This is a genomic window from Mesorhizobium sp. M0340 (assembly GCF_040321535.1).
Lineage (GTDB): Bacteria > Pseudomonadota > Alphaproteobacteria > Rhizobiales > Rhizobiaceae > Mesorhizobium.
This window is the reverse complement of record NZ_JAMYRR010000041.1, coordinates 1-25,819: the sequence shown is the minus strand read 5'-3', so window position 1 is coordinate 25,819 and position 25,819 is coordinate 1. Positions and strand designations below refer to the sequence as shown.

Sequence of the window (25,819 nt, the reverse complement as noted above, 5' to 3'; positions counted from 1 at the left end):
TCGACGACGGCATTTGGCTCGTAAGCTTCATGCACTATGATCTGGGATATATCGACCTGGAACAGAGAACCTTGCAGACCATCGACAACCCGTTCGGCACGAGTTTGTCACCCATGTCTTAGGTACATTCTGTTACCCATGTCTCCGGGTCGTACCCTTTGAGCGATGGCTGGGGCGCCAGGATTCGAACCTGGGAATGTCGGTACCAAAAACCGATGCCTTACCACTTGGCGACGCCCCAACAGCCGGAGCGTGCCCGCTGTGCGCGCCGCCTTATAGGACGAGCCGGGAGAAAGCTCAATGCCGACGTGTCGACTAGGCGCGACCGATTCACCGGTTTTGCAATCATCACCTTGAACGGACCCATTCACCCCATACCGCCATTTCATGGCCCGCCGGATCGACGAATTGGAACCGCCTGCCGCCGGGAATGAGAAGCTCGGCTCGACGGTGCCGGCATTTTCGACGGCGCTCAATGTTTGCTCCAGCATTTGGAATAGACACGGCAGGCCGAATAGGTCCGTCCGCAATCGGTGAACGAGAAGGCCGCGCTATAGAAAGCCTTCACGCCGTCGCCGGCATTCTAGATAATCGAGCTTTCCGGTCAGTTCCATTGTTTCGCCATTTGTTCTCAGTGTGTTCTCCAATAAAGCCTCGCCAAAAAAAGTCTTTTCGGCACCGCTTTTCATTAATCGATTGTAGAGGCCTCTCGGCTTGGTCGATGCCTTGCCTTTCGCACTGCAGCATCATATCGCTCGATTTGTCAGTATTTCCAATCTCCTGCAACCGGGGAGTAAGCATGACCAAATGGGTCTACACTTTTGGCGACGGCGCCGCGGAAGGCCGTGCCGGCGACCGCAATCTGCTCGGCGGCAAGGGCGCCAACCTGGCCGAAATGTGCAGCCTGGGCCTGCCGGTGCCGCCGGGGTTCACCATCACCACCGAGGTCTGCAACGCTTATTATGCCAACGGCCACACCTACCCGGCTTCGCTGGAAGCAGATGTTGCGGTCGCGCTCGACCATATTGGTCGGCTGACCGGGCGCCGGTTCGGCGATCCCTCGAAACTGCTTTTGGTGTCGGTTCGCTCTGGGGCGCGCGCCTCGATGCCAGGCATGATGGATACCGTGCTCAATCTCGGCCTGAACGACGAAACGGTCGAAACCTTGGCCGCCGATTCCGGCGATGCGCGCTTTGCCTATGACAGCTATCGCCGGTTCATCCAGATGTATTCCGATGTCGTCATGGGCCTCGACCATGAGGTGTTCGAGGAAATCCTCGAAGACCAGAAGGGTGCCCTCGGCCACGAACTCGACACCGAGCTGACGGCCATCGAATGGCAAGGCGTGATTGCGCTCTACAAGGCCCAGGTCGAAGAGGAGCTCGGCAAGCCCTTTCCGCAGGATCCGCACGAGCAGCTCTGGGGCGCCATCGGCGCGGTGTTTTCCAGCTGGATGAACGGCCGCGCTATCACCTACCGGCGCCTGCACGACATTCCCGAAAGCTGGGGCACGGCGGTCAACGTCCAGGCCATGGTCTTCGGAAATATGGGCGACACCTCGGCCACCGGCGTCGCCTTCACCCGCAATCCGTCGACCGGCGAAAAGCAGCTCTATGGCGAGTTCCTGGTCAATGCCCAGGGCGAGGATGTCGTTGCCGGCATCCGCACGCCGCAGAACATCACCGAGGCTGCGCGCATTGCCGCCGGCTCAGACAAGCCGTCGCTGCAGAAGCTGATGCCGGACGCCTTCCAGGCTTTCGTCAGCATCTCCGACCGTCTGGAAAAACATTACCGCGACATGCAGGATCTCGAATTCACCATCGAGCGCGGCAAATTGTGGATGCTGCAGACCAGGTCCGGCAAGCGCACCGCCAAGGCGGCGCTGAAGATTGCCGTCGACATGGCCAGGGACGGATTGATTTCGAAGGAGGAGGCCGTCGCCCGTATCGACCCGGCCTCCCTCGACCAATTGCTGCATCCGACTATCGATCCGAAGGCCGCGCGGGATGTGATCGGCGTCGGTCTGCCGGCCTCGCCGGGCGCGGCCACCGGTGAGATCGTATTTTCTTCGAACGACGCCGAGGAGGCCAAGACGCAAGGCCGCAAGGCGATCCTGGTCCGCATCGAGACCAGCCCCGAAGACATCCACGGCATGCATGCGGCCGAAGGCATCCTGACGACGCGCGGCGGCATGACCAGCCACGCCGCCGTGGTGGCGCGCGGCATGGGCAAGCCTTGCGTTTCGGGCGCCGGCTCGCTGCGCGTCGACTACAAAGCCGGCACGCTGATGGCGATGGGCGCGACCTTCCGCAAGGGCGACATCATCACCATCGACGGCGGCAACGGCCAGGTGCTGAAGGGCGCCGTGCCGATGCTGCAGCCGGAACTCTCGGGCGATTTCGCCGCCATCATGGAATGGGCCGACGGCGCGCGCCGCATGAACGTGCGCACCAATGCCGAGACGCCGCTCGATGCGCGCATGGCGCGCTCCTTCGGCGCTGAAGGCATCGGGCTTTGCCGCACCGAGCACATGTTCTTCGACGGCGACCGCATCGTTGCCATGCGCGAGATGATCCTGGCCGATACGGAAAAGGACCGCCGAACGGCGCTGGCCAAGCTGTTGCCGATGCAGCGCTCCGATTTCCTCGAGCTGTTCGAGATCATGGCCGGCCTGCCTGTGACGATCCGCCTGCTCGATCCGCCGCTGCACGAATTCCTCCCGAAGACCGAGGAGGAGGTGGCTGGGGTCGCCGCTGCCATGAACGTATCGCCGGACAAGCTCAGGCGACGCACCGAAGCGCTACACGAGTTCAATCCAATGCTCGGCCATCGCGGCTGCCGGCTTGCGGTATCTTATCCCGAAATCGCCGAGATGCAGGCGCGCGCCATTTTCGAGGCAGCCGTCGAGGCCGGCAGGAAGGCCGGCGCGCTGGTGGTCCCGGAGATCATGGTGCCGCTGGTCGGGCTGGCGAAGGAGCTCGAATTCGTCAAGGCGCTCATTGATGCCGTCGCCAAGAGCGTGATGGAGGAAACCGGCGTCAAGATCACCTATCTTACCGGCACGATGATAGAACTGCCGCGCGCCGCGATCCGCGCCCACGTTATCGCCGAGGCAGCTGAATTCTTCTCTTTCGGCACCAACGATTTGACCCAGACAACCTTCGGCATCTCGCGCGACGATGCGGCCTCGTTCCTCGAGACCTATCGGAAAAAAGGCATTATTGAGCAGGATCCGTTCGTATCGCTCGACGTAGAGGGCGTCGGCGAACTGGTGCGCATGGCCGCTGAAAAGGGCAGGGCGACGCGGCCCGACATCAAGCTCGGCATTTGCGGCGAGCATGGCGGCGACCCAGCCTCGATCCGTTTTTGCGAGAAGGTCGGCCTCGACTATGTCTCGTGCTCGCCATACCGGGTTCCGATCGCCAGGCTGGCCGCCGCGCAAGCGGCGGTGCAGGCTGCAAAGGCGAAGGCGTAACTCTGATCGAACGAGAGTTCTGGCGCATACGCCGAGCTGTCGGCCGGAAGGCCTCTCCGCCTAGCCCAAGCCTGACAGATTGCAACTCTCTGGATGGCGTAGGGTGCCTCGTAAAAAAGCGTCCGGACGGGCTCTATCCGCCCGACAAGGGCATGTTGATGCTTTCAACCGGCAGTGCGAAATAGAACTGGGACGTTTGTTTATGCAGAATGACGAAAAAACCGGTGCGGCGCGCTGGACGGTAAACGCGGAACTGCGCGCGGTCGGCCGCGACAAGCCGCTGCTGCGCTGGCGTCGATAATTTGCCTCTATAGCGCGCTGGTCGCCGGGCCGATGGTCTATGCGGTCCCGGCCATCAATGGCATCGCGGATTTCTTTAATTAATCCGAAAGGCGCCCCCACTCGGCGGCCTTGCTCGCTTCCAGCCTCTTGCGCTTATCGGGCCGAAATTTGCTTAGACTCGCCTACACGCATTGCTTAGCCGGCACGAAACTGTTCTCCTCAAATCGTTCGTACCTTGGGGATAAGGGTGGGGGGACATGTGACGATAAGGATCAGGCTTCCGGGCGGGACTTTGAAGATCAAGAAACAGGACGAGCTGCGGCGCCGCGAGCAGAAGCGGCAAGTCCCGGTCTGGCGGATCGGGAAGTATTTCATCGTCTGGTGGCCGAGCCACATGCCCGATCGCCCATCCTCGCGCAAGAAATAGCCGCGCTTGCGGTGCACCGCCGCTCGGATGAGGCACCGACGCCTCGCTCCGGGACTCTCTTGTACATCGTGTGGTTGCCCAGAAATGGTCGGGGCTCGGTCGCTTATTGTTGCGCCCCGGAAGGTCTAACTCCGCACTGTACAATGAAGCGAAGCCGATGGCGGTGCGTATCAGAATGCCGGGTGGCACGTGGAAAGCGAAAAGGTACCGGGAATTGCGCGCAACAGAGCGCGCCCGCCGCCTCCCCGTGTGGTTGAACAGCCGGCGCCGTCAGCGACCTGCCGCTGGGCTGATCTGGAGTTGTCGCCCAAGAAAAGTTGATGCGGCGCGCTGTTGACTCGTCCAGGACGGAAGGTCTCCATCTCCCGCATTGCACGTAATTGCTGCGGCGCACAGTGGGAGGTTTAGACCAATGGCGTTGCGTATCAGGTTGCCTGGCGGTACTCTGAAGATGAAGACTTATCGCGAATTGCGGACCCGAGAGCGCGCGACCGCCACGTGCCGGCGGTGAAGGTGGGCTCGCTGTATTTTATCTGGTGCTCCAATAGCCACGGGTCGAATAGTCCTGGTAGCAAGCCGCAGGACAGCGCCCGCTAATCTTAGGCTCAGAAGCATAGCTATATACGAAGCACGCCTTTGTTTCATCAAAACACGCACTGAGACACGTTGCGGCGCAGCTTCGGTTCGTAACAATTTTAAGGGATCAGTCCAGATCGTTTCTCACCGCGTGCCCGATCCGGCTGTGAGGCGGGGCCACGCAGGACAGCGGAGCTTATCGATCCCAGCCTTTGAACATCGAGCAAGGGACTTGATGAGCTGCTGCGCCTTCGAAATGACGGCAGAGTTCTGAAAACGACCTGGCTGAGGAACTGATTGCCCAATTGACCTTACCGATTTGTAACCAAATTCACGCGAACGTGCGCGTGACGGCTCCAAATCCCGACATCGTTTCTGCCCAGTTTCCGGCTCCCGAACCCGCCCCGGTGCCAGAAACAGATGTTGCAGAACCCGCCCGCGCACGTCCGCTCGATTCTCATCCTCCAGACGAAATTCATCGGCGATCTTGTCCTCGCCTCGGCGCTCGCCAGAAACCTGCGCCTCGAATATCCAAAGGCCAGGATCGTGTTCCTTTGCGAGGCGAGCTTTGCCAGTTTCCTGACGGCTCATGGCATCGCCTCGGACGTGGTGGCGTTCCGGCGCGCCCGGATGCGTGGCACCCCACTGGAGCGTGGCCGCGAGCTTTACGCGATGGTGCGCGCTCTGCGCCGGTTCCGGTTTGACCTGACCATCGACCTGGCCGATTCCAAAACCTCACGCATCATCGTCAGGCTCGTCAACGCCAAGACCCGCGTCGGATATGATCCTCCCGAAAAACCGTTGCGCTGGCTGGAACGCCAGCCCGCCAACGTCCTGGCCAAGCCGTTTGGCTTTGGTGGCCAGCATTATCTCTGCCGCTATCTTTCGCCGCTTGAGGCACTCGGCGTGGAGTTGCGCGCGTCGGTCCCAAAGATTGAGCCGCTGCCGCTGGAGACCGCCAAGGCATTGGCGCTTCTCGACCGGCATCACCTCCGGCGTAACGCCTTCATAGCCGTTCATGCGGGAGCGAGCTTTCGGGGCCGGCAATGGCAACCGGAACGTTTTGCGCTGGCGATCGACGAGCTCTCGCGACAGACCGGGTTGGACTTCCTGCTTGTCGGTGGCACCGGTGAACAGGCATCTGCCGAGCGCATCGTCGCCAAGGCCGCTTCGCCGGTCGTCAATGTGGTCGGGGCGCTGTCGCTGGCAACGCTGCTGGCGGTCCTCGGCCAGGCACGCCTGTTTCTGGGGAACGAGAGTGGCCCGATGCACATGGCCGCCGCCGCGGGAGCGCCGGTTGTCGGCCTCTTCGGCCTGACCGATCCGGCCGTGTGGGGTCCTGTCGGCGTGGCCAGTGTTACGCCGCGGCCCTCCATGCCTTGCGAGTGCATAGCCAGGGACCTGTGCCGCCATCCCGATCCGAGCAAGGCTTGCTGCGTCTGGCGACTAGAGGTCAAAGCGGTTGTCGACGCGGTGCGCGCGATCCTTTCACGTACGGTTAAGGACGTCGAGCACGCATTGTGACCTCGTGCTTGCCAAAGGTCAGGCTGGCGGTCAAATTGCCGCTGCCGACGCTTTTGCAGGGGCATCGTCCCGATTTCCGCCTTGATGCCGGTCTTGGGGTCGCCGCTTCAACTTTGATTCCGGCCGACCTGGAAATAATCAATGCGCCTGTTCCAAAAGCATTTTTGCGCCATTGCGATATCGCTGTGGGCTGCCTCTCCCGGCAACGCCCAGTTGCTTGTCGAACCGACGCTGCACATCAAGGCCGAGGAGGGCAGCGGCCGCGTCGCGCTGACGCTCGATGCCTGCGGCGGGCGGACCGATACAAGGATTCTCTCGGCGCTGGTGGAAAACAAGATTCCCGCCACCATTTTCGTCACCGGCATCTGGCTGAAACACAACGCCGCCGCCGTCGAGATCATGCGGGCGCATCCCGAACTGTTTGAATTGGAAAACCATGGCGGCCGCCACGTCCCGGCTGTCGACACGCCGCAAAAGATCTACGGTATTCGCAGTGCCGGCAGCCCGGAGGCCGTGCTGGCCGAAGTCGAATCGGGTGCTGCCGCTCTTGCCGTGACCGGCGAACCGGCGCCGAAATGGTTTCGCGGCGCAACCGCCGAATACAGCTCGTCGGCAATTGCGATGATCCGCAAGCTTGGTTTCAAGATCGCCGGATTCTCAATCAACGGCGATGGCGGCTCATTGCTCGGCGCAAAAGAGACCGCCCGGCGCATCGCCGCGGCAAAGGACGGCGACGTAATCATCGCTCATATCAACCAGCCGACCCATGCGGCCGGCGAAGGCGTGGTGCAGGGACTTCTGGCGCTGAAGGCGAAGGGCCTCACCTTCGTGCGGCTCGACGATGCCGACGGCATCGGCGATGAAGGCACCACCGACTGATCAGTCGGGCGTGGCCTCGATGGTCACCTTGTTCGGATAGAACGCGCCGTGATCGCGGATATCGGCCATCTCGTCGAACGGCCGCTCATAGGCCCACATCGCATCCTTGCCTGCATCGCCGGCGGGCAGCACGCTCCAATAGCTGGCATCGCCCTTATAGGGGCAATGGGTCGAGTGTTCGGTCTTGCCAAGCTGTTTGAAGTCGATGTCGCCGAACGGAATGTAGAAAACCGGAGGGTAGGGCGACTCGGTCAGCACTTTGACCTTGCTGGACGAGGCGATGACGAGATCGCCGGCGCGCACCGTCACAGTGCCCTTGTAAGGCTCGACGGTGATGACCTTGCCCGGATTGCGCTGAAAGCCTGGTGCCGGGTTTGCGATCTGGTCCATGTCGTATCTCCTTGCCTCGACCCAAGATGTGTCTGGCAAGAGCCTCGCGCAAGAGCTGCCTGCCACCAGGCGATGTCGCTCGCAGGCGGCAAGTCTTGCGCTCGCCTCCGGTAGCCCGCCTGGAAATCAGGCCGCGGCCTGGAATGCGTCCATCAGCCCTGCGTAGGCGGCGGCAATCCCGGCCACCGGATTGGTGCTTTTCGAGGTGGTCTCGACCTTCAGCGCACCACCGCTGGTCGGCAAGGTGAGCAGCAGGAACTGGCGATTGCCGCCATCGCCGACGCAGGCGGCAGCTACGTGCTGACTTTCGCCCTCGTTCTCGACGCACATCTTGAACAAGAGCGTGCCGCCGACCGCCTCGAGGGCGCCACCGACGACCTCGACGAATTCATCTTCGGAAACGGCTTTGGCGTCAGGCACCAGATCGGCCTGCGCGACATCGGCCGCCACCAGATCGGCCAGACTTTCGGCAAGCGTATTTTGGAGGGCTTCGTCGTCGAGCTGCGCGTCCATGCGACACCTCTTTCATTCGCCAATCGCGCCCCGGCCCGTTAATCAACGTTAACGCCGAGAATGGCCGGATTGTGGCGAATTCGGCCTCATTTCGCCCTATGCACCGCTCCAGCCCGGTCACCGCTGGACAATTCGCCGGTTCGTCCCACAATGGCGCAAAAAATAACGGGAGGAACAAGATGCTCGGGTTGATGCAGGAATGGCCCCTGCTTTGCCATAAGCTGATCGACAACGCCGAGAGGCAGCACGGCAGACGCGAGATTGTGTCGCGCTCGATCGAGGGGCCGATCGTGCGCAGCACATATGCCGAAATCCATCATCGCGCCCTGAAGGTCGCCGAGCGGCTCGAGCGTGACGGCTTCGGACTTGGCGACCGCATCGCAACACTGGCCTGGAACACCGCGCGCCACATCGAGGCCTGGTACGGCATCATGGGTGTCGGCGCGATCTATCACACGCTCAACCCGCGGCTCTTTCCCGAGCAGATCACCTGGATCATGAACAATGCGGAGGACAAGGCAGTTTTTGTCGACCTGACCTTCCTGCCGCTGCTCGAAAAGATCGCCGGCGCGGTCAAGTCGCTGAAGCAGGTTATCGTGCTGACCGATGAGGCGCATTTGCCGGAGACTGCGCTGCCCAAGGTCGTCGCCTATGAAGAATGGCTTGCTGAAGCCGACGGCAACTTCGCCTGGAAGACATTCGATGAAAACACCGCCGCCGGCATGTGCTACACCTCGGGCACGACGGGCGACCCGAAGGGCGTCCTCTACAGCCATCGTTCGAACGTGCTGCACGCCATGATCGCCGCGATGCCCGACGCCATGGGCCTGTCGTCACGCGATACCATATTGCCGGTCGTGCCGATGTTTCACGCCAACGCCTGGGGCCTTGCCCAGAGCGCGCCGATGATTGGCGCCAAGCTGGTCATGCCCGGCTGTAAGATGGATGGCGCTTCGCTCTACGAGCTGCTCGACACCGAGAAGGTGACCTTCAGCGCCGCTGTGCCGACGGTGTGGATGATGCTCCTCCAGCATCTGGAAGAGACCGGCAAGAAACTTCCCTATCTGCAGAAAGTCGTCATCGGCGGCGCGTCCTGTCCACGCGCGATCACGACGAAGTTCCAGGACAATTACGATGTCCAGGTCGTCCACGCCTGGGGCATGACCGAGATGTCGCCGCTCGGCACGCTGTGCACCCTGAAGCCGGACTACGCCGGGCTGAAGGGCGAGGCCCGCCTCGGCGTCCAGCAGAAACAAGGCTTTACACCGTTCGGCATCGAAATGAAGGTGACGGACGACGCCGGCAACGAACTGCCATGGGACGGCAAGACCTTCGGCCGGCTCAAGGTCCGCGGGCCGGCCGTCGCGCGCGCCTACTATGGCGGAATCGGATCCGAACAGTTCGGTCAAGACGGCTGGTTCGATACCGGTGACGTCGCGCACATCGATCCCGGCGGCTATATGCAGATCACCGACCGCGCCAAGGACGTGATCAAGTCGGGCGGCGAATGGATCTCGACCATCGAGCTCGAGAACCTCGCGGTCGGCCATCCGGACGTGGCGGAGGCCGCCGCCATCGGCATTCCGCATTCCAAATGGGGCGAGCGGCCTTTGCTCGTGGTCGTCCGCAAGCCGGGCAGGGAGCCGACCAAGACGGATATCCTCGCTTTCATGGACGGCAAGGTGGCGAAGTGGTGGATGCCGGACGACGTCGCCTTTGTCGGCGAAATCCCACACACCGCTGCCGGCAAGATCCAGAAGATTACCTTGCGCCAGCAGTTCCAGGATTATCACCTGCCGACGGATTGACCGGAGATGCGGCGTCTTTGCGCCTTCAAGCCGCCGCTGAAAGGCACTATGCCTTTGTTCGGGTTGGGGCAGCGCGGAAAAGAATGACGGGAATTCCCGAGCGACAAAGGTCGAGGGCTGCCGGTTGGTCGCGGCGCGCCGGCGCGTTTTCGGCGATCCTGCTGCTGACCGCTCTTATCGGCCATCGCTATGACCTCGTCGAGACGCCCGCATTCCTGTGGGTGCTTTGCATTGTCGCCCTGCTGGCCGCATTTGCGCTTTTGTTCGCCGGGTTTGCCTTTGCGCGACTGTGGAATTTCGGCGATCGCGGCGGGCACGACCTGACCGTCGGCGCCTTGCTGGCGCTTCTGGTGCTCGTCCCGTACGGCATCGCGGTCTATTGGGCGGCGACCTATCCGCCGCTGCGCGACATCTCGACGGATCTGGACGACCCGCCGGTGCTCGATATTTCTACCCGGACAAAGGATATGAACGAGCTTTTGCCCCCGACACCCGGCGAGCAGCGCTTGCAAATCGAAGCTTATCCGCTTGTTGGCGGACGCAGCTACACCTTGCCTTTCGATCGCGTTCTGGAGGCGGTCAAAACCGTGCTCGATCGGCGCGGCTGGCAGCTCACGGCGCCATTTCCCGACGCAGCAGGGCAAAGCGACGTGACAGTCGATGCGCTGGCCAAGAGCTTGCTGCTTGGCCTTCCCGCCGATGTCGCCATCCGCGTGACCGACGACGGCGATGTGGTCATCGTCGATATGCGCTCGGCCTCGCGTTACGGCCGCCATGATCTTGGCGACAATGCAGCGCGCATCACCGACTTCCTTGCCGAACTCGACCAGGAAGTCGCCGGCCAGGTGGGCATGGCGCCGGCGGAATGATACGGGAGGGTACTACTTTGCCGGCGAATAGATGCCGTCGATAGCCGGCGCGCCATCGGTGTGGACCAGGCCCCGCGCCACCAGGTCTTCCAGATGGGCAAGCACCGACAGGGCGGCGGCGCCGTGCAGGCGCGAGTCGGTGTCTCGATAGATCACCTCCACCATGTCCTTGATTGCCCGGTCGCCGCTGTTGATCCGCTCCAGAATTGCCCGTTCGCGCATTTTGCGATGCGCTTTCAATCCGCGCATGAAGTTGCGCGGCTCGGTCACCGGCCCGCCATGGCCGGGCAGCAGCAGCCGGTCGTCGCGTTCGATCAACCGATCGAGCGATGTCATGTAGTCGGCCATGGCGCCGTCCGGCGGGGCGACGATCGTGGTTGCCCACGCCATGACGTGATCGGCCGAGAAAAGGATGCCGGTTCCTTCCAGTGCGAAGGCTGCGTGATTGGCGGTATGGCCGGGCGTCAGCACCGTCCGGATCGCCCAGCCGTCGCCGTCGATCACCATATCGTCCGGCAGCGCGATATCAGGAACAAAGCCGGTGTCGGCGCTGGCATCGAGCGGGCTGACCTCGCCGGTGCGCAACGGCCGCGCCGGACGATGTCGGCCTTCCGCCAGAACCGCCGCACCCGTATGCTGCTTCAGCCGCGCCGCCAGCGGCGAATGGTCGCGATGCGTGTGGCTGACGAAGATATGGCTGACCGGCCTGGTCCCGGTCACTTCGAGCAGTGTTCTAAGATGTGCCTCGTCATCCGGCCCGGGATCGATCACCGCCAGCGTCTCGCGTCCGACGATATAGCTGTTGGTTCCGTGAAAGGTGAACGGGCTTGGGTTCCTGGCGGTGATCCGAAGTACGTCGGGCGCAACGGCTACGCCCTGGCCGTAGGCAGGGTCGAAGCCTGTGTCGAATTTCAGCGCCATGCGAATGTCGCGACCTTTTTTGGGGGAGGGCAAAACCGATTGCCGCATAGCACGGAAGCCAATATAGGAAAACGCACGGCCGCGCTCGCGGCAATCCGGAACGGGGAAGACCATGGCAATTTCAACGACGATGCGTCCGCTCATTTCTCTCGCTTTGCCCGAAAAGGGCACGGCCCGGCTGGCGGGACAGCTTTTGCTGGCGATCGCCGGAACGCTGCTGCTGATCTTGTCTGCCAAGACGAAGGTCATGCTCGGACCGGTGGATATCTCGATGCAGACGCTCGCCGTCTTGCTGATCGCTGCCTGCTTCGGCATGCGCCTTGGCGTCGCAACGCTGCTTCTCTACATGGCTGAGGGCGCATTGGGCCTTCCCGTCTTCCAGAGCACTCCCGAAAAGGGCATCGGCATTGCCTACATGCTCGGTTCGACCGGCGGTTATCTAGCCGGCTTCGTCGTCATGGCGGCGATCGTCGGCTGGGCTGCCGACCGTGGTTGGGATCGCCATCCCATCAAGCTCTTCAATGCGATGCTGGTGGCTGAGATCGTCATGATGGCGATGGGCTTTGCCTGGCTGGCGCTGTTGATCGGGCCGGAAAAGTCGTGGCAGTTCGGAGTGCTGCCCTTTGTCGTCGGCGATCTGATCAAGGTTGCCTTGGCTGCGAGCCTGGTGCCGGCGGTCTGGTCGCTGCTGAAGCGCCCGTGAACCCGACCAAGGAATCCGATATAACGGCTGTGGCCTCGATCTGCTGACTTATTGGCGATATCATTGAAGGCCCTTCGAAACAGCCTTTTCTCGCAAATGGAATGGCTCTGCAGGTATCCACCCCCTGGTAGGGCATCTGCGGCGCCACCATGTGCTTGGGGAACGTCATAATAGCTTCAAGTCGGTGAACTAAGCACCGGGACAACCGGGGGCGCCGCGTCAATGTAACCAGCCCAGCTATGCCTCGCGGCGAATTGCCGATATCGCACGTCGGGCAGCTGAAGAAGAAAACGGCCCGATGATTATTTAGGCGCAGCTAATCTCATGGACAATTCGGGGCCTATTTTCTATCAACCACCCTGATTCTCGCGGCTTGGTTGTTTGCTTGGTATCCAGAAACTGTCGTAACCACCCTTGGCGCCGACCATGCCCAATACCGAAAGGGAGACACGTGATTAGCGGAGAAAAATCGGCGAACAGGCCGCCGCCAGAGTCAGCCGCCAGCCAGGCAACCCGCTGGTATGCGGCCAGTGTCTTTCCCGGAAAGGAGCATGTCGCCGAACGGCATCTCCGGATCCAGGGATTTCAACCGTTTCTGCCTCGCGGGGAAAAAACCGTGCGTCGTGCCCGGCGTCTCGAAACCCGGTCTACGGCTTATTTTCCGGGTTACATGTTCATCGCCCTCGATCTTGCGCTGCAACGCTGGCGCTCGGTCAACGGAACGTTTGGTGTGCGCTCCCTCGTCATGCAAGGCGACCGGCCTTTGCCAGTCCCCTCGGGTCTGGTCGAGCGTTTCATTGCGTTGACCGGTAGGGACGGGCTGCTTGATTTCAGCGGCGGCCTCGCAGCCGGTACGTCGGTCCGGATCCTTTCTGGCCCCCTCGCGGAAACGATTGGTCGTCTTCACCGGCTTGATCCAGATGGAAGAGCCCGGGTTCTGGTGGCCATGATGAATGGCGAAATCCCTGTCGATCTGGATGCCAGGGATCTCGTAGCAATCGCGTAACCGCAAACATCAAGGCGGCATCGCGATGTAAATTGTTGTAGTATCGCTCTCGGGGGGATTCACCCTGGAGTGCGGTAGCCGTTGGTTGAGTAAGACTTGCGCTCTCTGCAAGATCGTCTCATCGGCGCTGATTGGGAGTACGCGGTATGCGAATAACAATGATTGGTGCCGGCTATGTTGGGCTCGTCTCGGGGGCCTGTTTCGCCGACTTTGGCCATCAGGTCTGCTGCATTGATCGCGATCCAGAAAAGCTTGCCATGCTCAAAGGCGGGAAGATCCCAATCTACGAGCCAGGGCTCGACGAGCTTGTCACGACCAACACTTTGCAAGGGCGCTTGCGTTTCGACGACAATCTGGCGGACGCGGTTTCTCAATCGGATGTGGTCTTCATCGCCGTGGGCACGCCATCGCGACGTGGTGATGGTTTTGCCGATCTATCCTTTGTTTATGACGCGGCGGCCGAAGTCGGCCGCGCGCTGAAGGGATTTACGGTCGTGGTGACGAAATCGACGGTGCCTGTTGGTACCGGTGACGAGGTCGAGCGAATTATCCGCGAGCAGAATCAAATCGCTGATTTTGCCGTAGTCTCCAATCCGGAATTTCTTCGCGAGGGATCAGCGATCGAGGATTTCAAGCGACCTGATCGCATCATTGTCGGGACCGACGCCGCAAGCGCCAGGGCTGTGATGGGCGAGATCTACCGTCCGCTCTCGCTGAATGCCGCGCCGATCTTCTACACGAGCCGACGTACGGCGGAGCTTACCAAATATGCAGGCAACGCATTTCTCGCGATGAAGATCACCTTCATCAACGAAATTGCCGATCTCTGCGAGCGCTTGGGAGCTGACGTCCAGGACGTCGCGCGGGGTATCGGCATGGACAATCGCATCGGCGCAAAGTTTCTTCACGCGGGACCGGGCTATGGCGGCTCCTGTTTCCCGAAAGACACGCTGGCGCTGGTCAAGACCGCGCAGGACGCGGCCAGCCCCATTCGGCTTATTGAAACGACGGTCTCGATAAACGATCAGCGAAAACGGGCGATGGCGCGGAAGGTGGTCGAGGCCTGCGGGGGGTCGGTTCGCGGCAAGACAATCGGTATTCTTGGCCTTACGTTTAAGCCAAACACCGACGATATGCGTGACGCCCCCTCATTGGCCATCATTCAGGCGCTGAAGGATGCGGGCGCTTCGATCAAGGCGTATGATCCAGTCGGCATGGAGCAGGCGCGCAAGATGATCGAGGGCATTGAATTCGGGGACAGCGCCTACGCCGTAGCCGACGGCTCCCATGCGATAGTGATCGTCACCGAGTGGAATGCGTTTCGGTCATTGGATCTCAAGCGGCTTCGGGCACTCATGGCGATGCCGGTGATGGTTGACCTTCGAAACGTCTACCGCGGTGAGGATGTCGTGAATGAAGGCATAGCCTATTCGAGCGTTGGCCGCGAGCGGCATATTGTTAAGTGAACGTCAGGTTTTCACGGGGCCAGGTTCGCGGGATTCGGTTTGAATACCAACACCATCCATCTACCTAATCGAAGGCACCTCCTGCTGCGGATGCGCTTCCAGCTACTTGGCGGACTGACGTTCGCCATCCTGCTGCCAGCGTTGATCCGCATGTCATTTGATCAACAGGTGATCTGGCAATCGAACATGCAGGTCACCATTTTTGCGGCATTTACCGCGCACACAACGGGCTATCTCCTCTACAAGCGCATCGGCAATTTTCCCGGCGTCGCGGCGGCTGGCTACATTTTGCCGACATTCGCGCTGACCTACGGGCTCGTCTTCGTCACTATCTTTTTCTTCAGGTTCGAATACAGCCGGTTCCAGGCAGCAGCGAGCTTCATCCAATCAACGGTGTGGTATTTTGGATTGAGCCTAGCCACGCGGCGGCTCGATGCTTTTCGGCTGGCGATAATTCCTGGCGGACACGTCGACCGATTGGAGAGCATACCGGGTGTGAACTGGCAAAGGATTCACTCGCCTAATATGATTGTCGAATATGCGAGCGGCGTGGTGGCCGATCTTCGAGCCGATCTTTCGAGTGAATGGGAGCGTTATATCGCCGACCGAGCGCTCTCGGGAACACCGGTCTACCACGTCAAGCAAATTAGCGAGTCGCTCACGGGCCGGGTAGAGATCGAGCATCTCTCTGAAAATACCCTAGGTTCCCTGAACCCAAACCAGGCCTATCTGAAAATAAAGCAGGCGATAGACTGGGCATCCGCGTTATCTGTCCTTGTCGTTTTCTCTCCATTGCTGTTGTTGGTGGCAATTGCAGTGAAGATCGATTCACCTGGGCCGGCGCTATTTAAACAGAAGCGAATGGGCTACGGAGGCCATCCCTACGAGGTCTACAAATTTCGAACGATGAAGCTCAACGACACCGTTGTTGACGAGAAGGAGGCGGCCATCACGAAGGCCGGCGACGCACGAATTACCCGCTTGGGACAGTTCTTGAGAAGGACCAGGATCGACGAGTTGCCGCAGGCCTTCAACATCCTGCGTGGCGAGATGAGCTGGATCGGTCCTCGGCCGGAAGCACTTGTACTCTCCAAATGGTACGAGACTGAGTTGCCATTTTATAGGTATCGGCACATCGTTCGGCCTGGTATCACCGGATGGGCGCAAGTCAACCAAGGCCACGTTGCGGCCGTGGACGATGTTCTGGAAAAACTTCACTACGATTTCTACTACATCAAGAATTTCTCGCCTTGGCTCGACGTGCTTATTGTGTTTCGCACCATTCGAACCATGCTGACAGGCTTCGGTGCCCGCTAGACACTGAAAAAGGGCTAGTCTTCGCGATTGCCGCCCTGTCTCCCGCATCTTCGATTCTGGCACGCTGGCATAAAGCGGATTGTAACCGGGTCTGATGGGATCGGTCCCAATGACGAAACAGACATTGGATGGGAAGATTTTCCGGCGTTGTGGACGTGGCGGATAGGCGATAATTCCAGCTGCCGAGATTCGTGTTTGGTTGAGGGTCGCTCGAAGGCAGGACACGAGTTGCTGCAGAATCGACACATCGCTCGCAGCGGTCCGAGCGGGGAGGTGTGGCTTGGTCTAACAAGGGGCCGAGCGCGACTTCAACCATCGGCATCTGACGAGGACGGCACCTATCTGATGATACAGAATGCAGTTGCCGATCAGTTCACATCCGCGACTAGCGTAGGCAGGAGACAGAATGAACTTAGAGTCAAAAAAAATTGCCATTATCGGGCTAGGTTATGTCGGCCTGCCGTTGGCAATCGCCTTTGCTGCGACGAGAGATGTGGTCGGATTCGATATTAGCCAGGGGAGGGTGGAATCCCTCAGGCGTGGAGAAGACCATACCCTTGAAGCTAGTCGTGAAGAACTCAGGTTGGCGACGCGACTGAAATTTACGACGAACAGAGATGACCTGCGCAATTGCGGAATTTTCATTGTAACAGTTCCCACCCCGATCGACAAAGCCAACCGCCCGGATCTCAGGCCGTTGGTTAGTGCATCTACGATGGTTGGTGAGGTCATGTCTCGTGGGGCAGTCGTCATCTTTGAGTCGACTGTTTACCCCGGTTGTACGGAAGAGGTATGCGCACCGCTTATCGAGAAACACTCTGGCCTGCGCTACAATGTAGACTTCTTTCTGGGATATAGCCCCGAGCGCATCAATCCGGGGGACCACGAGCATCGGCTGCAGACAATTGTGAAGGTCACCAGCGGATCAACCCCAGAGGCCGCCAACGCCATTGACGCACTATATGCGTCGATTGTGTCTGCGGGCACGCATCGGGCGAGCAGCATTGCTGTTGCAGAGGCGGCGAAGGTGATCGAGAACACACAGAGAGATCTCAACATTGCTCTGATGAACGAGCTCTCGCTGATCTTCGGCAAACTTGGCATAGACACGTCAGAGGTCCTGCAAGCCGCCGGCACGAAATGGAACTTTTTGCGGTTCACACCCGGCCTCGTCGGGGGGCACTGCATTGGCGTAGACCCCTACTATCTCACCCACAAGGCGCAAGAACTCGGTTACCATCCAGAAGTCATACTCGCAGGCCGTCGAATCAACGACGGCATGGGAAAACACGCAGCTGACCAGACGGCCCGCCTAATGATGCGCAAAGGAATACCCGTCGTCGGCAGCCGAGTCCTTGTGATGGGCGCAGCCTTCAAGGAAAATTGCCCGGATTTGCGAAATTCCAAGGTCGCCGACCTAGTCGCACAGTTGAAGGAATATAATGCCCACGTTGACCTCTGGGACCCCTGGGTCGATCCGCAGGAATGTGCTCGAGAACTCGGCGTGCTCAGCGTGAAGGACAATCCCGCGGGGGCTTATGACGGCGTAATTGTGGCGGTGGGGCACAGGCAATTTCACGCGCTGGGGGCTACTGGTCTACAAGCGCTTCGCAAGACTCCGGGTGTCATTTTCGACATCAAGGGCCTATTTCCCAAGGAAATTACGGATGGACGCTTCTGATGAAAATTTTGGTGACCGGCGCCGCTGGATTTATTGGCTATCACGTATCGAAGCGTTTGATGGAGCGCGGTGATGAGGTGGTCGGAATAGATAGCGTCAACAGCTACTACGACCCCGAAATCAAGGAAGCGAGATTGCGGTTGCTGGACGAAGCGAATCGCAGAACCAATTCTGGTTTTCACTTCATCCGCGGTAACTTGGCTGAGAAGAGCGTGGTGGACGCTTGCTTTGCTGCTCACGCGTTTGATCGCGTGATCCACCTCGCCGCCCAAGCTGGGGTTCGCTACAGCCTGGAGAACCCACACGCCTATGTGGAAAGCAACATCATCGCCTACACTAACATGCTCGAAGCGTGCCGCGCCAGCCGTGTGGCGCATTTGACATATGCAAGCACCTCAAGCGTCTACGGGGCGAACACCGACATGCCGTTCTCCGAGCATCGCCCTGCCGACCATCCATTGCAGTTCTATGCGGCGACCAAGCGTGCCAACGAACTGATGGCGCACAGCTATAGCCATCTGTTCGGCATGCCCACGACCGGGCTTCGGTTCTTCACCGTTTATGGCCCCTGGGGCCGGCCGGACATGGCGCTTTTCCAGTTCACCAAAAATATCCTTGCGGGCGAGCCTATTAAATTATTCAACAACGGCAACCATACTCGCGACTTCACCTACGTCGAGGACATAGCCGAGGGCGTTATTCGTGCGAGCGACCAGCCCGCTGCGCCCAATCCCGACTGGAAGTCCACAGAGCCGGATCCAGCTACCAGCAATGCACCGTGGCGAATATTCAATATAGGCAACCGTAAGCCGGTGGAACTAACGGAGTACGTAAAGGCGCTTGAGACCGCGCTTGGAACAAAAGCAATCATCGAGCTTTTTCCGCTGCAACCCGGCGATGTTCCCGATACGTATGCGGACACGACTGAACTAAAGAACACTGTCGGCTACAGCCCAAGAACAACGATCGAAGAGGGCATAGGCCGGTTTGTCGAATGGTACAAAAGCTATTTTAGAATACATGCATAGCGTTTGATACACAATGTTCAGGAAGATTTGCGCATTTCTATACATGGGCATTATACGCTCCCACTCGCGGCTTGCTATTCCGATTAGGAGACTGCTCATCCAGGCCATGATCGGGAGAAAAACCCCTAATCTAATCGTACGAGCAGATGTAAACATTAGCTCAAGCAGAAACCTGATACTTGGACGAGATGTGTCGATAAACCATAATGTTTTCCTGCTCTGTGAAGGTGGATTAAAGATTGGTGATTTCGTCTCTATCGCGCACAGTACATCCATTATAACAACAGAACACTCATATTCTGATCCAGATACTCCGATTAAATTTCAACCCATTCAGCGACTTCCGGTGGTCATAGGCTCTAATATTTGGATCGGGTCTCGCGTTACGATTTTGGCTGGGGTGAGGATCGCAAATGGAACAGTTGTCGCAGCGGGGGCGGTGGTGACGCGGAGTATAGACGTGGAGAACACAATAGTTGGCGGGGTTCCTGCGCGCCATATTAAGATGCGGTTCTAGATCCGATGATGGAAGAGACTGATAGAAAGACTGATGGTGAGGAACAGGTCGTGGTTGACCTTATAATGCTTTCCAGTTTCAGTCGGGCCGGTGGCGGGCGCGAAACATGGGCCTACAATTTTTTGCCACGATTATTGCAGGAGAAACCTGCAGTTGCGCTCTATATATACGGCTTGAAGAGTAACGACGAAGCGGATCACTCGAGCGAATTCTGCTCATATTTCACAGATAGCAGTAGACGGCGGCTTTCGGTGAAAATCTTTAACGCTGCCAAAAGCAGGTTGCCGCGCGTGTTTCTCATGGTGGGATGTCTACTGCGGGCGCAGCCCCGGGCTAATGCCATGGCCGATGAATTGCGAATATCGCTGGGAGTGGGCAGCGTCATTGAGCTGGCGATGATTCTGCTTTTTAGAAAATTCCGTATACAAAGAAGGGTGCTGTGGCTTAGAGGTATTTATCTTCATGAAAAGGCTCCCCGAATTCCGTCCTTTCTTGTGCCGCTCGCCCAAAAAATGGAGATATTTATCCTTTCCAAGGCCCATGTAATCCTGGCGAATGGCGACGACATTGCTGAGCATTATAGGACGCTGGGACTACAGGTCACTGTTGTCAAAAATGGGGTGGATCTTGCTAGATGGCAGATGCGGCCGCCAACTTTAAAGACGCCCATTAAGGTCGCATTTGTCGGACGGCTCTCAAAGGTTAAGGGGATCGAAGAGTTCTTCCGGTCGATCGAGCTTGTTCGAGCTCGGGGGGAGGCCTCCAATTTCGAGTTCCACGTAATGGGTGACGGAGAATACGCAAGCCGAGCCAGTGAGCTCGCTAATCTCGGCCATCTGAAGTACCACGGCGCCAAACCCAACGATGAAATCGCCGAATTTCTTCGGAACATTGATGTTTGTGTAGCCCTGACGTTCTCGTCCCCGACGCTGGGCGGTGGCGGCACGTCTAACGCGCTAATGGAGCAGATGGCAGCTGGGAAAATCATAGTAGCTTGGGATAATCCGCACTTCAAACAGCTCCTCGAAGACGATATCGCATATCTTGTTGGCCAAGGCCGTAGCGACGAGCTGGCGGATACGCTGGTTCGGATTTACGGCGAGCGCGAAATCGCACTCGCGAAGGCCCTGGGCGGTGTGGAGGTGATCAAGACATATTCGTTGCAAGCTCAAGTCGATCGGTTTGCCGATATCATATTGGCAAAATATTAGTGGGCGTTTTCAGAGAGTCATCTGTGGCGTGCCGATCTGACGTTTTCGAGCGGAGCTGTTATAATATTTTGCGGGAGTGCGGTCGGTGATCCACTACTGGCTTTTTGGGCTGATCCCGGCCTGCATATCGTTGCAGGATCTCAAGCCAAGGTTAGTTCGCCCTAATGGGACGGGAGCAGCCTGGAAGACGTATTTGGTCTTGGGAACCATCTTTGTTGGACTTAGATATGAAGTGGGCACCGACTGGCCAAATTATCTGCGCCATTATTACGGGGCAGATGGTCAACGGTTTCTTGATGCTGTGCTGGGCGTTGATCCTGGTTACGCGGTGGTGAATTGGGTGTCTTTTCAGTTGGGGCTCGGACTTGTTTCGGTAAACCTCGTGTGCGCTGTATTGTTTTTTCTGGGGCTCGCTCAGTTCTGTCAGAATCAGCCGTTTCCCTGGTTGGCGCTAACTGTTGCGATACCCTACCTGGTGATTGTCGTGGCGATGGGCTATACACGGCAAAGTGTTGCCATCTCGCTGGTTATGTTTGCAATGACGTGCATCGGATCGAGGCAGAATACTAAGGCAATATTATTTGTACTTGCGGCCGCGCTATTCCACAGATCCGCTGTGATTATGCTTCCATTCATCGCATTGTCGAACTCGGAAGGGCGCGTTATGATAGCGATCTCAACCATCGCACTTGCCGCCACATTTTTCATGTTATTTTTGTCTGACTCTGCTGATAGCATATATTTTCGATATGCGGAAAGACAACTTGGGTCGCAGGGAGCGCTTGTCCGTATTCTCATGAACCTGGCGCCCGCGCTTATCCTTGTGTTCTGGGGCAACCGCCTGAAGCTAATAGACAGCGAGAAAAGGCTCTGGTGGTGGGTCGCGGTGGCATGTATCGCGTTAGTAGGCCTCCTATATGTGTCGCCATCTTCAACCGCGGTTGATCGGATTGCATTGTACTTTATTCCTATCCAAATGGTTGTGTTAGGTCGGTTGCCTCTATTGGCTTCGCAACAGAAGAATGCACTTCCCCTGGTCGTTGGCGTGGTAGCGTATTCTTTAGCGATTATGTATACATGGCTAAATTTTGCTAATAATGCCGACAGCTGGTTGCCGTACAGGAGTGTACTCTTCGGACAGAACCCTTTAGGCTAAAACGGTGGTCGTGGTCTCGTGAGCAGCGGAGTCTCTGAGGCTGCATTGACCGGGTTCTAGCAGCTCGCTTCATGGGCGGGCGCTTTCCTCAGGGTCATATTGGGAACTTGGGCTGCCCCTAATGGTCAGTGCCAAGCAACAAAGCAATGGCAGTTCGAGATGGCCTGCTAAGGAGTGCGCGTGGCGATAAAGGTAATGCATCTGCTGCCGAAAGACACCTTGGGCGGTGCTGAAACAGCTGCTCGTTCCATGCGGGATCTGAGGCGGCCAGGATTTTCATTCAGATTACAATACATTGTTGAGACTACCAGCGTCGCGTCGAGGGGCTCTCGTGGGATCCATATAGCTCGTGTCAATAATCCGCTGGCACATTTGGTTGCGCTCTATCGGATCGTCGTTGCCCATCCGGACGTCCTGATCGCATCGCTATGGCCAAGCATGCTCCTGGCCATGTTCGCAAAAGTGCTGAGGCCCAGGATGAAGCTGGTCGTTTTTTTGCACAGCGCTCTTCCTGCCCATGCTTTGGACAATTTGCTCACATTGTTGGCATTGAAGATATGCGATGAGGTGTGGGCTGATTCTCCCAAAACACTAGAGTCAAGGGTTGGCCAGCGTACTGCCGGCAGGGGACGTGTGATTTCGTTCGTGGTTGCACGCACGGGTGTCCGTAGCGTAAGTCAATATGGAGGTCCGCGGTTCGTTTTTTGGGGGCGGTTAACACACGACAAGGGGATCGATGTTGCGCTGAAATTTATCTGCCTGATGCAAGCAAAATATCCGAACGCTAAGTTTGATATTTGGGGGCCAGACAAAGGGGAGAGAGCGAACATTGAAGAGCAAGTTAAGGAGTTGGGCCTCGAAGGCGCCGTTCGGTTGATGGGAGAGCTTGACCGGTCTGAAATCAGCACCATTGCACCTGAGTATTCTTTCTACCTGCAGCTAAGCCGTCGCGAGGGCATGGCAATGTCTGTAGTAGAAGCAATGCAACAAGGGCTTGTTCCCGTTGTGACCGCGGTCGGGCAAATCGGGTCTTACTGTAAGTCCGGTGTAAACTCGCTGATTGTAGATCCTGAAAGCCTGGGCAAAGCGGTTGAGGAGCTCGACAACTTGATCCAAATCCCAGGACGATTTGAGGAACTGAGTGCGTCCGCCTTCACTACGTGGGCGGACGCTAAAGAGTATCGAGAAGATGTGTTAGACAACACAGCGAAGCTTATGCAGCGCTAGAAGTGTATTCGATGATGACGATGGATGGCGGCAGTGGCCGTTTTGACGAGCTGAAGCCGGTGATGTCCTGCCTCGGCGCGGATTCTACCACATGGCAGCTCGGTGCGAACGTTTGTTGAAAATGACGAAATGATGAACAGACGGTCGTATCTTCGAAGCTTGGGAACTCTAATTGGCGGCAGTACCCTGGCTCAGCTAGTCAATTTTGCCAGCTACCCTTTTATTGCAAGAACCTATTCCCCGGAAAATTTCGGGGTGTTTGCGCTATTTATCACGTTGACCGCCATAGTTGGTTCGGTGTCATGTCTCAGATTTGAGATGATGATCCCTTCATCTGACCCGAAGGAGCAGTTTTCTGTATTCATTGTAGCGCAGTGTTGCAATATATTCGTATCTATGGCGGTGGTCGCGGTTTTGGCGGTACTCTCGGCTGTTGACATCCTATCCGTTGGAAGTTACTTCCTAATGTTCGTAGGCGCTGTCGTAGCACTTACCGGTCTAACCAACGCGGCCGCGATATTACTCCTCCAGAACGACAAGTACGCTGCGCGGACTGGATCGCTTTTACTGCGCGCGATCGTGACTATCGCCGCGCAAATTGGCTTGGGGGTTTTTGGCAATAAGGAGATGGGACTCATTGAAGGTTTCTGCTTGGGATTTGTCGCTCAGGCGATCGTATTAATGTATTCCCTAAATGCGCTCAATTTAAATAGACAAATTACGAGGACCTGGCTGACGAGCGTGATCGCACGGTATGGCAAATCGGTCGTGTTCGACATTCCGAGTACTCTGATAAGCGCGCTCTCCATCAACGCAATGAGTGTACTCATATCTCTGTCTTATTCCATACGAGAGGTTGGGCTATATTCGATCTCATTTCGCATTGCTGCTTTACCGCTGTCATTGGTGGCAAACGGATTATCAGAAGTTTATTTCCAGAAGGCGTCTGCTTCGCATCGCGGCAAAGGTAGCTTTCTCTGGGAATTTAACTTCACCCTTTGGACTGCTATTGCCCTGTCAATAACGGTGATTGCCGCTTACGTATTATTTAGCAAACTGGTGGTGTTAGTCCTAGGGGCGAAATGGGCGGAGTCGGAAGGGATTGTATTAATGTTGCTGCCACTACTGATCGCGAGGTTGATTGCAGTCAGTGTTCAGACTACCGCTCTGGTTTTCAGAAAGACAGTATGGCTGCTAGCCAACAATGCTCTCATTTTATCCGTCATGCTGTTATCTGTCGTTCTGGCAATTATGTTTCAGGTTGACTTTAAACGGTATTTGCTGGCAAACAGCCTAGGATGTTCTCTTGTCTATTTGTTATTCGTGGGGTTCCTTTACGTCAAGGTCAAATCATATCACAGACCATAGCGCGGATGGCATCTCTTTCCTCTTGCCGCAGCGAAGCCCGTGCTAACGCGACTCGAGACGCGACAAGGTGTTTGGGTAGGGATCGTGAAGGCGGCGTGGCGCCGTGGGTTCCGTCTTAAGCATTCGTTGCACTCAGCCCTGCTATGCGCCGCATTAGCAAATCACGGAGTTTCTCTCGATGCGAATACCCCAGCCCCGCCCATTTGAAGTGCCTGTCGGCCAGCAGACTAGGGGGGCGAAGTGAGGCCTAAGCTGATCATATGCGCCAACACTTCATGGAATTTGGCGAATTTCCGAAGCGGACTAATCAGGTCCCTCATTGAGGACGAATTTGATGTGATAGCGCTCGCTCCATTCGATTCGTATTCACGGCGGGTCGCTGAGCTAGGGTGCCGCTTTATTAACTTAGACTTTGAGGGTCACGGCAAGAACATCTTCGATGAGATTTCGTTGTTTCTGCGTCTGTTAAAGATACTGAAGGAAGAGAAGCCGTGTCTGTATTTGGGTTTTACAATTAAGCCAAATGTGTACGGCTCGCTTGCAGCCAGCATCTGTGGAGTGCCCGTCATTAATAACATCGCTGGACTCGGGATAGCTTCGTCGACCACGTCCTTACTGTCGCGCGCAACTCGGATTTTGTATAGGTGGGCGCTTCGCAAATCTTCGAAGGTGTTTTTTCAAAATTTGGATGATCGGCGGCTGTTTGTTAATTTAAAGATCGTCGAACCAGAAAAGACGGAAGTCCTGCCCGGATCTGGAGTAGATCTGAAAAAATTTAGAGGCGATCAGCGCCAACTTGCGGAGTCGGCAGGTCCGACAACATTTCTTTTCGTTGGACGATTGATTTGGGAGAAGGGAGTCGGAGAATTTGTTGAAGCCGCCCGTCTGTCGAAGGCGTCAAGTGGATCAATGAAGTTCGAACTGTTGGGCAGCGTGGACGAGAAGAATCCGAAGTCGGTGAGAAAGGAGGATGTTGAAGGGTGGGTGAGGGAGGGGGTTGTTGAGTACAGGGGAGATACGGATGATGTCAGACCATTCATTGAAGCTGCCGATTGCGTCGTGCTTCCAAGCTACTATGGAGAGGGGACGCCTCGAACTCTCCTTGAGGCCGCTGCGCTTAGCCGACCGATCATTACTACCAACTGGAGTGGCTGCCGCGATGTGGTTGACGAGGGTGTCAATGGTTATCTCTGTCGTGCACGAGATGCTCGTGACTTGTTCGCTAAATGCGTGATGTTTCACAAACTGTCTGGCGACAAAAGAGCCGATATGGGCCGTGCCGGCAGGCGAAAAGTAGAACGCGAATATGACGAAGCGATTGTGATAAGGCGGTACAAGAGCGCGATATTGAGTATTCGGGGGACCTAACAGGTGTGCGGTATCGTTGGAATTGTCGGTAACTCGCCGGTCGCGCCGCTTATCGTCGATGCGTTGAAAAGGCTCGAATATCGCGGCTATGATTCGGCCGGCGTCGC

At 57.6% G+C, this 25,819-nt stretch carries 21 protein-coding genes, 1 tRNA gene and 1 pseudogene; 18 read left to right on the top strand and 5 right to left on the bottom strand.

The annotated features are described in order from the left end of the window. Positions 1 to 166: 166 nt before the first annotated feature. Positions 167 to 241: transfer RNA gene (locus NKI79_RS31315), tRNA-Gln, on the bottom strand. 107 nt (positions 242 to 348) lie between these two features. Continuing rightward, positions 349 to 614 (bottom strand): annotated as a pseudogene (locus NKI79_RS31310) (VOC family protein). Between the two features lie 185 nt (positions 615 to 799). Here NKI79_RS31310 and ppdK point away from each other — a divergent pair. From ppdK to NKI79_RS31290, 4 genes are all read left to right on the top strand, one after another. Further along, a complete protein-coding gene (ppdK, locus tag NKI79_RS31305) occupies positions 800 to 3,475 on the top strand; it encodes a pyruvate, phosphate dikinase (RefSeq protein WP_352807041.1) in 2,676 nt (891 codons plus the stop codon). A gap of 574 nt (positions 3,476 to 4,049) precedes the next feature. After that, complete coding sequence (locus NKI79_RS31300; RefSeq protein ID WP_352807038.1) at positions 4,050 to 4,184, top strand: hypothetical protein; 135 nt, start codon at positions 4,050 to 4,052, stop codon at positions 4,182 to 4,184. A gap of 996 nt (positions 4,185 to 5,180) precedes the next feature. After that, entirely contained in the window at positions 5,181 to 6,284 is a 1,104-nt protein-coding gene (locus tag NKI79_RS31295) for a glycosyltransferase family 9 protein (RefSeq protein ID WP_352807035.1), read from the top strand. A 141-nt stretch (positions 6,285 to 6,425) separates the two neighbouring features. Next, on the top strand, positions 6,426 to 7,163 hold the full coding sequence (locus tag NKI79_RS31290) for a polysaccharide deacetylase family protein (RefSeq protein WP_352807032.1): 738 nt from the start codon (positions 6,426 to 6,428) through the stop codon (positions 7,161 to 7,163). Here the strand turns inward: NKI79_RS31290 and NKI79_RS31285 are convergent, their stop codons facing one another. Continuing rightward, a complete protein-coding gene (locus NKI79_RS31285; RefSeq protein ID WP_352807030.1) occupies positions 7,164 to 7,553 on the bottom strand; it encodes a DUF427 domain-containing protein in 390 nt (129 codons plus the stop codon). A 126-nt stretch (positions 7,554 to 7,679) separates the two neighbouring features. Next, positions 7,680 to 8,066: a hypothetical protein gene (locus NKI79_RS31280; protein ID WP_352807027.1), complete on the bottom strand. Its 387-nt coding sequence runs from the start codon at positions 8,064 to 8,066 to the stop codon at positions 7,680 to 7,682. A 179-nt stretch (positions 8,067 to 8,245) separates the two neighbouring features. On the opposite strand from NKI79_RS31280, the gene NKI79_RS31275 reads away from it, so the two are divergent. Both NKI79_RS31275 and NKI79_RS31270 read left to right on the top strand, forming a co-directional pair. After that, complete coding sequence (locus tag NKI79_RS31275; protein WP_352807024.1) at positions 8,246 to 9,874, top strand: fatty-acid--CoA ligase; 1,629 nt, start codon at positions 8,246 to 8,248, stop codon at positions 9,872 to 9,874. 83 nt (positions 9,875 to 9,957) lie between these two features. Further along, positions 9,958 to 10,743 carry a DUF1499 domain-containing protein gene (locus NKI79_RS31270; protein ID WP_352807022.1) on the top strand — a complete coding sequence of 262 codons (786 nt, stop codon included), beginning with the start codon at positions 9,958 to 9,960 and terminating at the stop codon, positions 10,741 to 10,743. A 12-nt stretch (positions 10,744 to 10,755) separates the two neighbouring features. On the opposite strand, the gene NKI79_RS31265 is transcribed toward NKI79_RS31270, so the two are convergent. Beyond that, positions 10,756 to 11,664, bottom strand: coding sequence for an MBL fold metallo-hydrolase (locus tag NKI79_RS31265; protein WP_352807044.1), 909 nt, complete (start codon positions 11,662 to 11,664; stop codon positions 10,756 to 10,758). A gap of 112 nt (positions 11,665 to 11,776) precedes the next feature. On the opposite strand from NKI79_RS31265, the gene NKI79_RS31260 reads away from it, so the two are divergent. The 12 genes from NKI79_RS31260 to NKI79_RS31205 all read left to right on the top strand — a co-directional run bounded on the left by NKI79_RS31260 (position 11,777) and on the right by NKI79_RS31205 (position 25,712). Then, the gene (locus tag NKI79_RS31260; RefSeq protein WP_352807019.1) at positions 11,777 to 12,367 is read left to right on the top strand and encodes a biotin transporter BioY; all 591 of its coding nucleotides are present in this window, start codon (positions 11,777 to 11,779) and stop codon (positions 12,365 to 12,367) included. Positions 12,368 to 12,818: 451 nt separating this feature from the next. Continuing rightward, positions 12,819 to 13,373, top strand: coding sequence for a transcription termination/antitermination protein NusG (nusG, locus tag NKI79_RS31255; protein ID WP_352807017.1), 555 nt, complete (start codon positions 12,819 to 12,821; stop codon positions 13,371 to 13,373). Between the two features lie 146 nt (positions 13,374 to 13,519). Next, positions 13,520 to 14,839, top strand: coding sequence for a UDP-glucose dehydrogenase family protein (locus tag NKI79_RS31250; RefSeq protein ID WP_352807014.1), 1,320 nt, complete (start codon positions 13,520 to 13,522; stop codon positions 14,837 to 14,839). A 39-nt stretch (positions 14,840 to 14,878) separates the two neighbouring features. Then, a complete protein-coding gene (locus NKI79_RS31245) occupies positions 14,879 to 16,156 on the top strand; it encodes a sugar transferase (RefSeq protein WP_352807012.1) in 1,278 nt (425 codons plus the stop codon). A gap of 406 nt (positions 16,157 to 16,562) precedes the next feature. Beyond that, positions 16,563 to 17,837: a nucleotide sugar dehydrogenase gene (locus tag NKI79_RS31240; protein WP_352807010.1), complete on the top strand. Its 1,275-nt coding sequence runs from the start codon at positions 16,563 to 16,565 to the stop codon at positions 17,835 to 17,837. Then, positions 17,837 to 18,865 carry an NAD-dependent epimerase gene (locus NKI79_RS31235; protein WP_352807007.1) on the top strand — a complete coding sequence of 343 codons (1,029 nt, stop codon included), beginning with the start codon at positions 17,837 to 17,839 and terminating at the stop codon, positions 18,863 to 18,865. Before NKI79_RS31240 ends, NKI79_RS31235 begins: the two co-directional genes overlap by 1 nt. A 13-nt stretch (positions 18,866 to 18,878) precedes the next feature. Beyond that, positions 18,879 to 19,382, top strand: coding sequence for an acyltransferase (locus NKI79_RS31230; protein ID WP_352807005.1), 504 nt, complete (start codon positions 18,879 to 18,881; stop codon positions 19,380 to 19,382). Positions 19,383 to 19,390: 8 nt separating this feature from the next. Next, a complete protein-coding gene (locus NKI79_RS31225) occupies positions 19,391 to 20,593 on the top strand; it encodes a glycosyltransferase family 4 protein (RefSeq protein ID WP_352807002.1) in 1,203 nt (400 codons plus the stop codon). A gap of 85 nt (positions 20,594 to 20,678) precedes the next feature. Next, positions 20,679 to 21,749, top strand: a complete 1,071-nt coding sequence (locus NKI79_RS31220; RefSeq protein ID WP_352807000.1) for an EpsG family protein — start codon at positions 20,679 to 20,681, stop codon at positions 21,747 to 21,749. Positions 21,750 to 21,929: 180 nt separating this feature from the next. Continuing rightward, a complete protein-coding gene (locus NKI79_RS31215; protein WP_352806998.1) occupies positions 21,930 to 22,976 on the top strand; it encodes a glycosyltransferase family 4 protein in 1,047 nt (348 codons plus the stop codon). A 129-nt stretch (positions 22,977 to 23,105) separates the two neighbouring features. Then, the gene (locus NKI79_RS31210) at positions 23,106 to 24,344 is read left to right on the top strand and encodes a lipopolysaccharide biosynthesis protein (protein WP_352806996.1); all 1,239 of its coding nucleotides are present in this window, start codon (positions 23,106 to 23,108) and stop codon (positions 24,342 to 24,344) included. Positions 24,345 to 24,584: 240 nt separating this feature from the next. Continuing rightward, entirely contained in the window at positions 24,585 to 25,712 is a 1,128-nt protein-coding gene (locus NKI79_RS31205; RefSeq protein ID WP_352806993.1) for a glycosyltransferase family 4 protein, read from the top strand. Positions 25,713 to 25,819: the final 107 nt, after the last annotated feature.